11 protein-coding genes are annotated in these 13,993 nt (G+C 64.7%); 5 read left to right on the top strand and 6 right to left on the bottom strand.

What is annotated here, in order from left to right; all coding sequences use genetic code 11:
- Positions 1-120 precede the first annotated feature (120 nt).
- The 5 genes from nagB to HMPREF9006_RS09770 form a co-directional block, all read right to left on the bottom strand.
- Positions 121-894, bottom strand: a complete 774-nt coding sequence (gene nagB / locus HMPREF9006_RS09790; RefSeq protein WP_009213446.1) for a glucosamine-6-phosphate deaminase — start codon at positions 892-894, stop codon at positions 121-123.
- Positions 895-964: 70 nt separating this feature from the next.
- A complete protein-coding gene (locus HMPREF9006_RS09785) occupies positions 965-1,642 on the bottom strand; it encodes a copper homeostasis protein CutC (protein WP_009213445.1) in 678 nt (225 codons plus the stop codon).
- Positions 1,639-2,571 (bottom strand): ROK family protein, encoded by a 933-nt coding sequence (locus HMPREF9006_RS09780; protein ID WP_009213444.1) that lies wholly within the window; start codon positions 2,569-2,571, stop codon positions 1,639-1,641. The genes HMPREF9006_RS09785 and HMPREF9006_RS09780 overlap by 4 nt, the downstream gene beginning before the upstream one ends.
- Positions 2,568-4,025 carry a M81 family metallopeptidase gene (locus tag HMPREF9006_RS09775; protein WP_009213443.1) on the bottom strand — a complete coding sequence of 486 codons (1,458 nt, stop codon included), beginning with the start codon at positions 4,023-4,025 and terminating at the stop codon, positions 2,568-2,570. Before HMPREF9006_RS09775 ends, HMPREF9006_RS09780 begins: the two co-directional genes overlap by 4 nt.
- Positions 4,022-5,170 carry an ROK family transcriptional regulator gene (locus tag HMPREF9006_RS09770; RefSeq protein ID WP_009213442.1) on the bottom strand — a complete coding sequence of 383 codons (1,149 nt, stop codon included), beginning with the start codon at positions 5,168-5,170 and terminating at the stop codon, positions 4,022-4,024. Before HMPREF9006_RS09770 ends, HMPREF9006_RS09775 begins: the two co-directional genes overlap by 4 nt.
- Before the next feature lie 250 nt (positions 5,171-5,420).
- Here HMPREF9006_RS09770 and HMPREF9006_RS09765 point away from each other — a divergent pair, with 250 nt between their 5' ends.
- From HMPREF9006_RS09765 to HMPREF9006_RS09750, 4 genes are all read left to right on the top strand, one after another.
- Positions 5,421-7,220 carry a peptide ABC transporter substrate-binding protein gene (locus HMPREF9006_RS09765; protein ID WP_009213441.1) on the top strand — a complete coding sequence of 600 codons (1,800 nt, stop codon included), beginning with the start codon at positions 5,421-5,423 and terminating at the stop codon, positions 7,218-7,220.
- Positions 7,221-7,297: 77 nt separating this feature from the next.
- Complete coding sequence (locus HMPREF9006_RS09760; protein ID WP_009213440.1) at positions 7,298-8,257, top strand: ABC transporter permease; 960 nt, start codon at positions 7,298-7,300, stop codon at positions 8,255-8,257.
- Positions 8,254-9,153 (top strand): ABC transporter permease, encoded by a 900-nt coding sequence (locus HMPREF9006_RS09755; protein WP_009213439.1) that lies wholly within the window; start codon positions 8,254-8,256, stop codon positions 9,151-9,153. The genes HMPREF9006_RS09760 and HMPREF9006_RS09755 overlap by 4 nt, the downstream gene beginning before the upstream one ends.
- A gap of 10 nt (positions 9,154-9,163) precedes the next feature.
- The gene (locus HMPREF9006_RS09750) at positions 9,164-11,239 is read left to right on the top strand and encodes an ABC transporter ATP-binding protein (RefSeq protein ID WP_009213438.1); all 2,076 of its coding nucleotides are present in this window, start codon (positions 9,164-9,166) and stop codon (positions 11,237-11,239) included.
- 158 nt (positions 11,240-11,397) lie between these two features.
- Here the strand turns inward: HMPREF9006_RS09750 and HMPREF9006_RS09745 are convergent, their stop codons facing one another.
- Positions 11,398-11,679: an HU family DNA-binding protein gene (locus HMPREF9006_RS09745; protein ID WP_009213437.1), complete on the bottom strand. Its 282-nt coding sequence runs from the start codon at positions 11,677-11,679 to the stop codon at positions 11,398-11,400.
- A 432-nt stretch (positions 11,680-12,111) separates the two neighbouring features.
- On the opposite strand from HMPREF9006_RS09745, the gene HMPREF9006_RS09740 reads away from it, so the two are divergent.
- Positions 12,112-13,993: solute carrier family 23 protein (locus HMPREF9006_RS09740; RefSeq protein ID WP_034231776.1), on the top strand; the 1,882-nt coding region annotated here is incomplete at its 3' end.

The raw sequence follows: 13,993 nt of genomic DNA, 5'->3' as shown, positions 1-13,993 counted from the left end.
CATTGTACGTCCCGCCGACGACGCCGAGGCAGTGATGCCGTGCGCCGGGAGCTAAACCCGGCAATGAGGCTGGCCTCGGCTTCGCAAGCGAAGCCGAGGCCAGGGGTCGTGGGCCGCGTGTTACAGGTGCTCCTTGGCCCACACCTCCTTGTAGAAGTCCGCTAGCTCAAGCTTGGAGGCGGCCGCCTCATCGAGGAGGACCGTCACATCCGGGTGGTGCTGCAGGATGGAGGCGGGCCAGCGCTGGGTGACGCCGCCCTCGACCATGGCCTTGACCGCGTCCGCCTTGCCTTCGCCGGTGGCGATGAAGATGTGCGCGCGCGAATCCATGATGGTTCCCAGGCCCTGGGTGACGCAGTGGGTTGGCACGGCGTCGATGTTGCCGTCGAAGAAGCGGGCGTTGTCGCGACGGGTCTGCTCGGTGAGGACACCCACGTGCGTGCGCGACGCGAGGGTCCCGCCGGGCTCGTTGAAGCCGATGTGGCCGTCCGAGCCGATTCCGAGGACCTGGATGTCGATGCCTCCGTCTGCCTTGATGGCCGCGTCGTAGGCTGCGGCGCCGGCCTCGAGGTCGTCACACCAGCCGTCGGGGCCGTGCGCGGCACCCTCGGGCATGTCGACGAGGTCAACGAGGTTGCGGTGGATGAAGTTCGCATACCCCTCGTAGTGATCGCGGGGCAGCCCGACGTATTCGTCGAGGTTGTAAGAGCGAACCTGGGCAAAGGAGATCTGACCGGCCTGGTAGCGGCGCACAAGCTCAGCGTAGAGCTTGAGAGGCGAGGACCCGGTGGCCAGGCCGAGCACAAAGTTCGGCTTGGCGCGGTACACCTCGAGGATGCGGTCTGCTGCCAGTGACGCGATCTGATCTTCGTCGTTGAAAATTCCAATTCTCATGTGGTTAACCTTACACCATGATCATCGATTTGTCAGACGAATCGATGAACAGTCGTTCTCTCTGTTCCACTCAGCGAAGCGCGGCGACGACGCGCTCGACCTCTTCCTGGTCCGTTCCGCACGCCCCGGGCGCCCGCATGTGCACCTCGCGAGCGCGCGAGGCGGCCACAACGTCGGCGACGTTGTGGGCGCGAAGCCCACCGGAGACCAAGATGATGATGTCTTCCCCTCCTCGAGCCACGAGGCGAGCGAGTGCCTCGGGCCTGGCCACCGCAGGGTCTCCCCCGGTGGTGAGAACCCGGTCATAGCCCAGCTCCATGAGGACATCGAGCCCGCGATCGAGATCCTCCACCTGGTCGAAGGCGCGGTGGAAGGTGAGCGGAGCCTCCCCCGCCTCGTCACGCAGACGAGCCGACGCGTCGACATTGATCCGGCCTCCCGGCTCGAGCACACCCACGACGAAGCCGAGGGGAACCGTGGCTCCCCTGCCCACGGAGGCGAGCTGGGCGATGTCGGAGGCGATCCGATCGACTTCTTCGCGCGAGTGCACGAAGTCTCCGGGGCGAGGCCGCACGAGCACCTGGACGCCGCCAGCGGGAGCAACCTCAAGGGCCGCCGCGACCTCGTCGAAAGCCGGGGTTAGGCCGCCGCAGGACAGGTCCCGACAGACTTCCACGCGGTCCGCTCCGCCGTCGCGTGCCCGGCGAACCCCCAGGGCATCTTCGACGCAAATTTCAACAACCGTCACGGCTTCCACCTTTCGTAGCAGCTGGATCCGCCGACGCGGGCCGCCAGGATCGCCGCGCCCCAGCGTCCGCCGGCCCCGCCCAGGGAAGCCCGCACGATCTCGGGGGCGTCGCGGAAGGTGAGCATCGACGCGAACTCCTCGCGCAGGGGGGCCAGCAGGTGTTCGCCGGCGTGGGACAGTCCGCCGCCGATGATGATGCGCTCGACATCGACGGTGAGCGTCATGTGGGTCAGCGACAGGGCAAGCGCACGCACGGCGGTCCCCCACACCTCGCTCGCCACGGGGTCCCGACCAATCCCGTCCTCGACGGCCTTGGCGCCGACGTCGCGGCCTGTTGCCTGCTCGTAACGGCGCGCGATTCCCTTGGCGGAGGCGTAGACCTCCAGGCATCCACGCGAGCCGCAGCGACAGGGCTCTCCTCCGGGGAAGACCGGGGCGTGCCCGACCTCCCCCGCGCTGAAGGTTGCCCCGCTCCACAGGCCATCTTTGAGCATGAGCGCCACGGAGATGCCCGTCCCAATCGGCATCATCAGGAAGGATGAGGCTCCGCGTCCCGCGCCGAGCAGCCCCTCGGCCAGGCCGGCGGCTCGCCCGTCGTGCATGAGGGCGGCGGGCACCCCCGTCGCCTCCTCGACCGCGCGCGCGAGTTGCACTCCGCGCAGCTCAAGGTTCGCGGCGTAGACAACGGTTCCGCTCTCCTCGTCCACGAGGCCGGGGCAGATAAGCCCGAAACCCACCAGGCCCGGATGACCGTGGGCGAGACGCTGGCCAATCGCCCCCACCTGGGACGCGACGGCCTCACGATCCGTCGCTTCGTTCCCGTCTGCGAGGATCGATCCGGCCTCGTCGACGATCATCCACTTGATGGAGGTTCCTCCGATGTCGATGCCGGCGAAAACCGGGCCGGGCGAGTCCTTGACGGTACTCATGGCTCCACGACCTGTGCGCGCAGATCGGGGGCGGTCATGTCCGGGTCGAAGGGGAACATCGGGCGTTCGATCTTGTGATGGCCCAGGCGAATGAGGTCCTGGTCCACTCCGCCGGGGGTGAGCGCCATGAGCCAACCCTTCTGCGTGTTGTACAGGTCGGGTTCGAGGTATCCGATCTTGACGACGACGACATCCGCGGCGGTGATGTCAATGTCGAGGGGCTCGAACTGGCTGAACATCGTGTACTGGTTGCGATTCGTCGTCACGATAAAGCGCAGGCCACCGACGCGTAGCGCGGCGGTGCGCCCACCCATTGGGTCGTCGGTGAGCGCCTCGACGGTTGCCCGCACGCGAATCGGTCCGGGTTCACGCGTGTCAATGTGTCCGCCCACCTCGACATCGATCTCGGCGCCGATCCCGGCCTCCCAGGCGCCCGCGGCGGCACCCGGGTCGATGATCGAGGCGTAGACAACGTCCAGGCTCGCGTCCTGGACGGGCTTCCATGCCAGGAGGGCGGCGAGCGCGACCGTCACGTCGTCGGCACCTCCGGCGCCCGGATTGTCCCCGGAATCGGAGATGAAGAAGGGCTTGGGCCCTTCCTCGGCTGCCGCCAGGCATTCCTCCATGGAGGCAACGGGTGCGACAAACTCGAAGCGATCGTGCACGTCCCAAAAATACTGGCCAATGCGCTCGGCCTGCTCCTTCACGAGATCCGCGTCGTCACCCGTGACGACGACCGCTCCCTTGCAGCGGGGCTGGTCCGCCCACGCGAAGCCGATCCAGATAGCCGCGTCGAGGATGCCCTCCATCTCCTCGATGGGGTCGATCATCTTGTAGAGGGACTTGGCGGGTTCGATGCGTGTCGAGGTCTTTTCGCCGGGTAGCAGGACGGGAACGTGGACGAGCGCCTTGACGGGCTTGGGCGCACCGTCCAGAAGGCGCCGACCCAGGTTGTATGCGGCACGGCGACGCGATTCGAGCGCGTCCTCGTGGGGGGCAAGGCGATAGCACGTGAGCAGGTCGCACCCATCGAAGAGGTCCTGGGAGACATTGCCGTGCAGGTCCATGGACGCACTGACCATGGGATCGGGGCCGATGACGCGGCGAATGGCGGTCATGAGGTCCCCCTCGGCATCGTCCATGCCCTGGACGCTCATGGCACCATGGATGTCGAAGAAGAGGCCGTCAAGGGGACCTGCCTCCCCCAGCCCCCGAAGGATCTCCTCCTTCCAGGCGTCGTACGCGCCGCGCTCGACGACGCCGCCGGGAAGGGCGCGCGCGTGGAGGATGGGGATCCACTCGATCTGTCGAGCCCAGTCCTCGTCCCTCCAGTAGAAGCGCTCCATGAGCTCGCTTCCCCGGGTGACGATGAAGTCCTCGGCTGTCGAAACATAGGGCGTGAAGGTTGAAGACTCGATGTGGATCCCTGCAACGGCGATGCGGGGCTTGGTCATGAGCGATTCTCCTTTGAGATCTTGTGGGGGGTGAGTGTCGATAGACCCCAGAGCGCGGCGTCGCGCCCTGAGCGGGATGACTCAATCACGAGGTGTTCCATGATCGAGGGGAGGCAGGATTGGTGGAGCGCGGCTCGCACTCCCGCGCTGAACGCATCGACGGCGGACAGCGCCCCGCCGACGATGACGCCCTGGGGAGCAAGGAAGGAGACGAGGTGTGCCACGCTATGCCCGAGGAGGGTGCCTGCCTGACGGATGGCTGTGGCCACCTCGGGGATTCCGTCGCGTGCCGCCTCGAGCAATTGAGCGTTGTTCTCGTAGGCGAGGCCGACAGCGGCCAAGTCGGAGCGGATCGAGTCAGCCGAAGCGATGGTTTCGAGGCATCCGACGTTGCCACACTTGCATGGTCGCCCCGCTGCCGCGTCAACGGGAATGTGGGAGATGTCGCCGGCGAGGCCGCCTCGTCCCACGAGGGGGACGCCCTCCATGAGGTAGGCCCCGCCGATGGCCGAACCCGCCTTGATGTAGATGAGCGTGTCGATGGGAGACACTCCCGACAGTCGGCGTCGATAGACCGATTCTCCGATGGCGCCCGCGCGCGCATCGTTTTCGATCGTGGCGGCGAGGCCGCATTGTCGGCTCACCGCCTCGGCGACGTTGATTCCATCCCACCCCGGCATGCGGGCCGGACGGATCACGCGCGTGTGCTCGGCATCGACGGGGCCGGGCACGGCGATGGCAAGTCCACCGACACGCACTCCCGCAGCCTTTTCTTGACGGCTGACCTCCTCCATGACGACGTCCAGGACCGCTTCGGGGCCCCGAGCGATGTCGACGAGAAGGCTGGTAGCTTCCCCCACTCCGCGGGCAGGATCCGTGAGTGCCACCAGGCCGTGGTGAGCACCGAGTTCGACGAGCGCGAGCGCGCCCGCTCCGTCGGCTGCGACGAGGCGACGAGCTCTGCGCCCACCCGTTGACACGGATTGATCGCTTTCCTCGATGACGCCGGATTCAACGAGCCGGGACACCGCTGCCGACACCGTGGACGGAGCCAGTCCCGTCTGCTTGACGATCGCTGGGCGCGTGTCCGCTTGGCCGGACACGATGAGGGTCAGGACAGTTTGGTCGACATCATGAGCGGCCATGGCACCTCCTCTTGAGCATGCACGCAGTAACCGCAACGTTACACGGCACTCCCCGTTGAGAACAGGATCAATTATGCACCATCGAATAAAGTATGGTGCTACTTTCGCCAAAGTTCATCGTTATTTTTTCGTAACATTAGCGATTTCTTCCAACTTGGCAACACTGCTCAATAAACTGTCATATGATGTATGCCATCTGGCAGGGTTGACTCCGGCCAGAGTCCCCGATCAACGTTGATTTGGAGCAGTCATGAACCTCAGAAAGAAGCGGTGGATCGCCACCGGAGCGGCGCTCGCGATGGTCGCCACTCTGGGCCTGTCCGCCTGCGGCGGCAGCAACCGCGCCGTCACCTCAGAGACCGGAAAGAACGAGGTCACCATGGCCTCGCGCATCCCGAACTGGATCTTCCCGGTCTCCGCCAAGGGATACACGCAGGGCGAGAACGGGAACTTCATCCAAGCGATGTACCGCCCCCTCTTCGCCTACAAGTCCACGTCCGAAACCCCCTACAAGATCAACCTCCCCAAGTCCCTGGGTACCGTTCCCGAGGTCTCCGAGGACGGCCTGACCTACACCATCACCCTGCGCGAGGACGCCAAGTGGAGTGATGGCACACCCGTGACCACCCGCGACGTGGAGTTCTGGTGGAACCTCGTGACCAACAACAAGGACGAGTGGGCCTCGTACAAGAAGGGCTTCTTCCCCGACGGTGCGAAGCTGGAGGTCAAGGACGAGCGCACCTTCTCGATCACGACCGAGGACAAGTTCGCCCCCGCCTGGTTCATCGACAACCAGATCAACAAGGTTGCTCTCCTGCCGCAGCACGCCTGGGACAAGTCCAGCGCTGACGAGGCCGTCTCGGACCTGGACCGCACCCCCGAGGGCGCGCAGCAGGTCTTCGCATACCTCCAGGGAGAGGCCAAGAACCTCTCGACCTACGCCACCAACCCCCTGTGGCAGACCGTCAACGGCCCCTGGAAGGTCTCCTCCTTCACGCCCGACCAGGGCCTGGAGATGGTCCCCAACGAGAACTACTGGGGCGAGGACAAGCCCAAGATCGACAAACTCATCTACAAGGCCTTCACCGGTGACGACGCCGAGTTCAACTCCGTGCGTTCGGGCAGCATCGACTTTGGCTACATTCCCGCCGCGCAGTACAACCAGCGAGGCGCCGTCGAGAGCAAGGGCTACAACGTCTTCCTGTGGCCCGGCAACTCCATCACCTACCTGGCAATGAACTTCTACCCCAAGGCCCCCGGCGCCAAGTTCACGAACCAGAAATACATCCGCCAGGCAATGCAGCAGCTGATCGATCAGAAGACCCTCTCCGAGAAGATCTGGTCGGGAACCGCCTCCCCGACGTGTGGCCCCGTCCCCATGGAACCCGACAAGGTCGGCACCCTGGACGGCTGCGTCTACCCCTTCGATCCCGATGCGGCCAAGAAGCTCCTGGAGGATCACGGCTGGAAGATCAACCCCGACGGCGCCTCCACCTGTGAGAACCCGGGCACGGGAGCCAACCAGTGCGGCGAGGGTATCGGACAGGGCGACGCCCTGACCTTCAAGCTCGTGTCCCAGTCGGGCTTCGTTTCCACACACCAGATGTTCGAGGACATCATCTCCAAGTTCGGCAAGGTCGGCATCAAGCTCGACATGAACGAGGTCCCCGACTCCGTGGGTGCCTCCCAGGCGTGCGATGACGAAACCCCGTGCACGTGGGACCTGTCTTTCTTCGGGTCCCAGACCTCGTGGGGTTTCCCGATCTACGCCTCCGGCGAGCGTCTCTTCGCCACTGACGCCCCCGTCAACCTCGGCCAGTACTCCAACCCCGAGGCCGACAAGCTCATCGAAGAGTCCACGCGTTCGTCGGAGCCCAACGCGCTGAAGGCATACAACGACTACCTCGCCGAGGACCTGCCGGTCCTGTGGATGCCTAACCCCTACTACCAGATCACCGCCGTGAAGAAGACGCTCGACCTGGGCGACATTGACGCGACCGGCGACACCTGGCCCGAGGACTGGTCCTGGACGACCGGCGAGGGTAAGTAACACCTCGCTTAGCGCCTCACGGGCAGGCGCCCGCACCCGCTCACGCGGGCGCCTGCCCCCTAACCGTGGAGTTCGCAATGATCCAATTCATCCTCAAACGCCTCGGCCAGGCAGTCGTCGTGGTCTTCCTGGTCACCATCATTACCTTCATTCTCCTCCAGTCCCAGCCGGGCGGCGCAGCCCGAGCGGCGCTGGGCAAGGACGCAACCAAGGAACAGCTCGCCGCCTTCGACCACGAGAACGGCTACGACCGTCCGATTCCCGAGCAGTACGTCACCTACCTGAACAAGATCGCGCACGGAGACTTCGGCTACTCCTACCAGCACAACCAGTCCGTCAACGACCTGCTGGCCGCACGCCTACCGCGCACCATCTTCCTGTCTCTTCTGTCCACCATTCTCGCCCTCATCATTGCCATCCCCCTGGGCGTGTGGCAGGCGGTCAAGCGTAACAAGGCGCCCGACTACGTCGTCACGATCGCATGTCTCCTGGCCTACTCGACCCCCATCTTCTTCGCGGGCCTCCTGCTGATCGTTCTCTTCTCGCAGGTGTGGCCCATCCTCCCCAACGATGCGCCGCAGGGCGAAGACCTCTCCGTCATGTGGGAGCAGTGGGATCACCTGATCCTCCCGGTGTGTGCGCTCTCAATTGGAACAATCGCCGCGTACGCCCGCTACGTCCGTTCCTCCATGGTGGATAACCTCAACGAGCAGTACGTTCGCACCGCTCGCGCCAAGGGATTGTCGGAGTTCCGCGTGGTCTTCGTCCACACGCTGCGCAACGCCATGTTCCCCGTCATCACCATGATCGGCCTCTACATTCCCGCGATGTTCTGCGGCGCCCTCGTCATCGAAACCCTCTTCAACTTCAACGGCATGGGATACCTGTACTACCAGGCGACGGGAAGACGCGACTACCCGATTCTCCTGGGCGTCGCCCTGATCGTCTCTTTTGCAACGGTCATCGGCGCCCTGCTGGCAGATTTCCTGTACGCCGCCGCTGATCCTCGCATTCGACTGGCAGGACGATCCAAATGACCACAGCAACCGCAGCCCCCACAGCGCCCGTGAAGGCGCGCGCCGTCCGCAAGTCCACGAAGCTGCAGGGCCTTCAGGTTTTCATGGAGAACCGGCTCGCCGTCTTCGGCGTGTGCCTCATCCTCATCCTGATGGCATTCTCGTTCATCGGTCCCCTCTTCTACGTGACCGACCAGATCCACACGGACCCATTGAACTCGGCCCTGCCCCCGTCCGCCGAACACCCGCTCGGCACCGATACGGTCGGCTACGACCAGCTCGGACGCCTCATGAAAGGCGGCCAGACCTCGATCATCGTCGGCCTCTTCGCGGGTATCTTCGCAACCACGATCGGCACGCTGTACGGCGCGATCGCGGGCTTCGTCGGGGGCTGGGTCGATGCGATCATGATGCGCATCGTTGACGCCCTCATGTCCGTCCCCGTTCTCTTCCTCTTCATGCTGATCGCCACGATGATCCCGCCGACCGTCCCCGTCCTCATCATCATCATGTCGGCCCTGTCCTGGCTGGGAACCTCCCGACTGATCCGAGGCGAGGCGCTGTCCCTGCGCACGCGCGAGTACGTCATCGCGATGCGCGGCATGGGCGGCTCAATGCCCCGAGCGATCCGGACGCACATCGTGCGCAACACGATCGGAACCGTCATCGTCAACGCTACCTTCCAGGTTGCCGACGCCGTCCTCTACGTCGCCTACCTGTCGTTCCTCGGCCTGGGTGCACAGCCTCCCGCCACCGACTGGGGGGCCATGCTCTCCAACAGCCAGTCGCAGGTCTATTCCGGCAACTGGTGGTTGCTCTACCCGCCGGGCGTCCTCATCATCCTGCTGGTCCTGTCGTTCAACTTCATCGGCGACGGCCTGCGTGACGCCTTCGAAGTTCGACTGCGCAAGAGGTGAGCATACAACCATGAATACTCCACTCCTTCAAATCAAGGACCTACACACCGACATCGAGATCCGCTCCGGCGTGGTTCGCGCCCTTTCGGGTGTCGACCTGCACGTGAACCCGGGCGAGACCCTGGGCATCGTGGGCGAGTCCGGCTCCGGCAAGACCATGACAGCGCTGTCTCTCATGGGCCTTCTCCCCCAGGGCGGCAGGGTCTCCTCCGGCTCCATCATCCTCGACGGACAGGACCTCACCCAGCTGCCGCTCAAGGAGAAGCGCAAGCTGCGCGGCACGAAGGTCGGCATGATCTTCCAGGACCCTCTCACGAGCCTCAATCCGACGATGAAGATCGGACTCCAGGTGTGCGAGCCGCTGCGCGTCCACGAAAAGATGTCCAAGAAGGACGCGCTTGAGCGGGCCGTCGAGATCCTCAAGCGCGTCGGCATGCCTCGCCCCGAGGTGGTCATCAACAACTATCCGCACCAGCTCTCGGGCGGGATGCGCCAGCGCGTCATGATTGCGATGGCGCTCGTGTGCCAGCCACGCATCCTCATCGCGGATGAGCCCACCACGGCTCTCGATGTCACCACGCAGATGCAGATCCTCGATCTCATCGACGAGCTGCGCGACGAGTACAAGATGGGCGTCATCCTCATCACGCACGATCTCGGCGTCGTCGCCGGACACACCGACCGCGTGTCCGTCATGTACGCGGGGCGCATCGTGGAGACGGCACCCACGAAGACGCTCTTCACCGAGCCGCGGCACCGCTACACGAGCTCCCTCATGGCCGCGTTGCCGGAAAGGGCGCTCGCTGCAGGGACGAAGCTCTTCTCCATTCCCGGCGCTCCCCCGTCGCTGACGAACCTTCCGGTCGGGTGCCGCTTCGCAGCGCGCTGCCTGTGGGCCACCGATGAGTGCCGCGCCGGCTACCCGGACCTGAGCGGAGACGAGAACCACTCCTACGCGTGCTTCCACCCCGTTCAGGACACGGACGAGTCCCCCGCGCTCCTGCAGGCAAAGCTCGACGCCGAGGCCTCCCCTGAGGACTCGGAAGACGCGGCGAAGGCGGCGAGTGTCCCCGTTGCCGCCCGCTCCCACGATGCTCTGCTAGACGTGAAGGAAGCCTCCCGAGAGTACGAGTCGGCGGGTTCGGGGTTCTTCAATCGCAACAAGGGCGTGGTGTCTGCGGTCGACCGCGTGTCGATCACGGTCAAGAAGGGCGAGACCTACGGTCTGGTGGGCGAGTCCGGCTGCGGTAAGTCCACCGTGGGTCGCCTCATCGCTGGCCTTGAGCCTCCGTCGGGCGGCGCGATCGAGCTGCTCGGACGCGACCTGGCCACGCTCAAGGGGCGTGATGCGGTCAAGATGCACCAGGACGTCCAGATGATGTTCCAGGACTCGTACGCCGCCATGGACCCGCGCATGCGCATCGACCAGATCTTGGCCGAACCGATGAGCATCCAGAAGACCGGCACCGCGCGGCAGATCGCCGAGAGGATCATGGAAATCCTGGAGCAGGTGGGCTTGACCGAGGAGATCCTGGATCGTTACCCGCACGAGTTCTCGGGTGGGCAGCTCCAGCGCATCGGTTTCGCCAGATCCTTGACGCTTGCTCCAGACCTCATCGTCGCCGACGAGCCCGTGTCCGCATTGGACGTGTCGGTTCAGGCTCAGGTTCTCAACCTCATGAAGGATCTGCAGGAGGAGCTCGGATTGTCCTACCTGTTCATCAGTCACGACCTGGCCGTCGTCCAATACATGGCCGACCGCATCGGCGTCATGTACCTGGGGAGGATCGTCGAGGAGGGCCCCGCCAAGGAAGTTGTCGAGAATCCCAAGCACCCGTATACGAAGGCTCTCATCGATTCCATCCCGGTGCCCGACCCCGAGTTCGTCCACGACGACGAAGCCATCAAGCTCACGGGCGAGCCCCCCAGCGCCGTCAACCCGCCCGAGGGCTGCCGGTTCCGCCCGCGCTGTCCTTTCGCAGGCGAGGAATGCAAGGTGCAGCCCGTCCTCACCGACGAGACGCATCGTGTGGCCTGCCACCACCCGCTGCTGCAGGAGCGTGCTCCGCAGGAGGTGGGGGCCTAGAGCGCTCGTTCATGGCGCTCCACGCGGTGTCCCCGGCCCGAGGAGTTGGGCCGGGGACACCGCTATCCGGTACAGGCGCATGAGGCACGGCTGGCATAATGCGCGTGGGGCGCGACCACGCGGTCGCGCCCCACGGCGTTTGGCTTCGGGTCAGCGCCTCACTTGGCCACGGCCTTCTTCAGCGTCGAGCCAGCGGAGAGCTTCACGCCGTAGCCAGCCGGGATCTTGATCTCTTCACCGGTGCGGGGGTTGCGGCCGGTGCGGGCGGCGCGCTCAACGCGCTCGACCGAGAGGAGGCCGGTGACCTTGACGGCCTCGCCCTTGGCCAGGGACTCAACGAGGACGGCCTGGAAGGCGGCCAGGGCCTCATCGGCCTTCGCCTTGGTCAGGTCGGCACGTTCGGCAATCTGAGCGACAAGCTCGGTACGGTTCACGGACATTGAGAAACCTCATTCCTGTTCGTTCTTGTTACCACTGTCGTGGCCACGAAAGACACACTACGAAATCTCTGGCGTTTTCGCCGACTTTAGGGCGGGTTTTCGCGGAATTCACGAAAAATGGGCACATTTGAGGCCAAAATTCCCCCGATTCTGTGTCACCGATCACCCCGGCCGGGTCGCCCGGTCGCCCGCCACGCTCGCGGAACAGGCGACGACCGGCATGTTCTTCGGTAACGCACGGCGTCCCGTCGACCGCGTTCCCACCGCGTCCAGGCACCCGCGTCCCTCCGTTGCTCAACGGAGAGCATCCATGCGACGTTGCTGGCCCGGTGCCCGCCGATAGCTACCCGAAAAATATAACGCGCCACACTTTTCTTTCTCTGAGCTACGCAACTACCTCGATCATCGACAATGGAGGGGTCCTTTCAACACTTGCGTTTAGGTCCAGGAGACACGCATGCACCAAGCCCCTCGTCCGCTCCCCACCCCGTCGATCAGGTTCCGTCCTTCGCTAGACTCACCGTTCTCGGCATTCAGCACGTCCTCGCGTTTTACGCAGGTGCCGTTATCGTCCCCTGGGTCATCGCGCAGAACCTCGGGCTCGATACACACACACTCATTCACCTCATCAACGCTGATCTGTTCACCTGCGGCATCGCAACCATCATCCAGTCGGCCGGCATCGGCCGCTTCATCGGCGTCAAGCTCCCCCTCATCCAGGGCGTCACCTTCACCGCGGTCTCGCCGCTGATCGCGATCGGCGCGGCAGCCACGCCCCCGGGCGCCGATCCCAAGACCGGCCTGGCCACCATGTACGGCTCGATCATCGCGGTCGGACTCATCGTTTTCCTCGTCGCCCCATTCTTCGCCAAGCTTCTGCGCTTCTTCCCTCCGATCGTTACCGGCACGCTCTTGACGGTCATGGGCACGACCCTCTTGTCTGTCTCGGCGGGTGACATCGTTGCCTGGGCAGACAAAGCAGCGGACGACTCGGCGAAGGCCTCGGCGACCTTCGAGGCCCTCGGCTTCGCCTTCGGAACGATCGCGATCATCGTCGTCATTCAGCGTCTCTTCAAGGGCTTCATGGGCACCCTCTCGGTCCTCCTCGCGCTGCTCGTCATGACGGCGCTCGCCTTCGCGATGGGCAAGACGAACTTCTCCGGCGTAGGCGAGGCCTCCTGGTTGGGCGTCACCACGCCCTTCTACTTCGGCCTGCCCCGTTTCTCGGCGACCGCGATCCTCGCGATGATCATCGTCATGGCGGTCACCGCCGTCGAGACGACGGGCGACGTCTTTGCTACGGGCGAGGTCGTGGGCAAGCGCATCACGCCGCGAGACATTGCCAACGCCCTGCGGGCCGACGGCCTGTCCACGCTCCTGGGCGGCGTCCTCAACTCCTTCCCCTACACCTGCTTCGCTCAAAACGTGGGACTGGTGCGCCTCACCCGCGTGAAGTCCCGCTGGGTCGTCACGGCGGCGGGCGTCATCATGATCATCCTCGGTCTGCTCCCCAAGGCTGCCGCAATCGTCGCTGCCATTCCCCAGCCCGTCATTGGCGGGGCTTCCCTGGCAATGTTTGCCAACGTCGCCGTGGTCGGCATCCAGACCCTGTCGAAGGTCGACCTGCGCGACACCCGCAACGCCATCATCGTTTCCACGTCGATTGGCCTTGCCCTCCTCGTGACTCTCAAACCCGGGATCGTCTCGGTCATGCCCTCCTGGTTGCAGATCATTTTCGGATCCGGTGTCACGATCGGCTCGTTGACGGCCATCATCCTCAACATCCTGTTCTTCCACGTCGGACGTCAGGCCTCGCCGGACGTGGCCGTCGTCAATGGCAAGAAGATCAACCTGGACGACGTCAACGCGATGGACCGCAGCGAGTTCGTCTCCACCTTCTCCGTCATGTTCTCTCAGCACACGTGGCCGGTTGAGCGCGCGTGGGAGTCCCGCCCCTTCGCATCCGTCTCCGAGCTGCGCTCCTCCTTCGAGGATGCCGTGCTCACGGCCACTCCCGACGAGGCCGAGGAACTCATCGCATCCTACACGGACGTCGTGTCGCTGGTTCTCGACGGGCAGGGCGACGAGCAGTCGAGCTCCGATCTGTCGACGCTGTCGGTCGGCGACGCGACCGATGAGGAAGCCGAGGAGCTGCGGGCCCTGTCCACGGCCTACCGCGACAAGTTCAATCGCCCGCTGGTGATCTGCGCGGACAACGTGGTGGACCGCAAGCACCTGCTGTCCTCCGGTTGGCGCCGAGTCGAGCACTCGCCGGCGCGCGAGGCGCGCTTCGCTCTCGGCGAGGTGATTGACA

Origin of the sequence: Actinomyces sp. oral taxon 180 str. F0310 (assembly GCF_000185285.1) — a bacterium.
Classification (GTDB): Bacteria; Actinomycetota; Actinomycetes; order Actinomycetales; family Actinomycetaceae; genus Pauljensenia.
The sequence above is the reverse complement of the archived record's forward strand: the minus strand, read 5'-3'. Positions and strand labels throughout refer to the sequence as shown.

Excerpts from the sequence above, each read along its gene's own strand:
- HMPREF9006_RS09750 (WP_009213438.1), top strand. The coding sequence starts at position 9,164 with ATGAATACTCCACTCCTTCAAATCAAGGACCTACACACCGACATCGAG.
- HMPREF9006_RS09755 (WP_009213439.1), top strand. The coding sequence starts at position 8,254 with ATGACCACAGCAACCGCAGCCCCCACAGCGCCCGTGAAGGCGCGCGCC.
- HMPREF9006_RS09770 (WP_009213442.1), bottom strand. The coding sequence starts at position 5,170 with ATGGCCGCTCATGATGTCGACCAAACTGTCCTGACCCTCATCGTGTCC.
- HMPREF9006_RS09760 (WP_009213440.1), top strand. The coding sequence starts at position 7,298 with ATGATCCAATTCATCCTCAAACGCCTCGGCCAGGCAGTCGTCGTGGTC.
- HMPREF9006_RS09745 (WP_009213437.1), bottom strand. The coding sequence starts at position 11,679 with ATGTCCGTGAACCGTACCGAGCTTGTCGCTCAGATTGCCGAACGTGCC.
- HMPREF9006_RS09765 (WP_009213441.1), top strand. The coding sequence starts at position 5,421 with ATGAACCTCAGAAAGAAGCGGTGGATCGCCACCGGAGCGGCGCTCGCG.
- HMPREF9006_RS09775 (WP_009213443.1), bottom strand. The coding sequence starts at position 4,025 with ATGACCAAGCCCCGCATCGCCGTTGCAGGGATCCACATCGAGTCTTCA.
- HMPREF9006_RS09780 (WP_009213444.1), bottom strand. The coding sequence starts at position 2,571 with ATGAGTACCGTCAAGGACTCGCCCGGCCCGGTTTTCGCCGGCATCGAC.
- nagB (WP_009213446.1), bottom strand. The coding sequence starts at position 894 with ATGAGAATTGGAATTTTCAACGACGAAGATCAGATCGCGTCACTGGCA.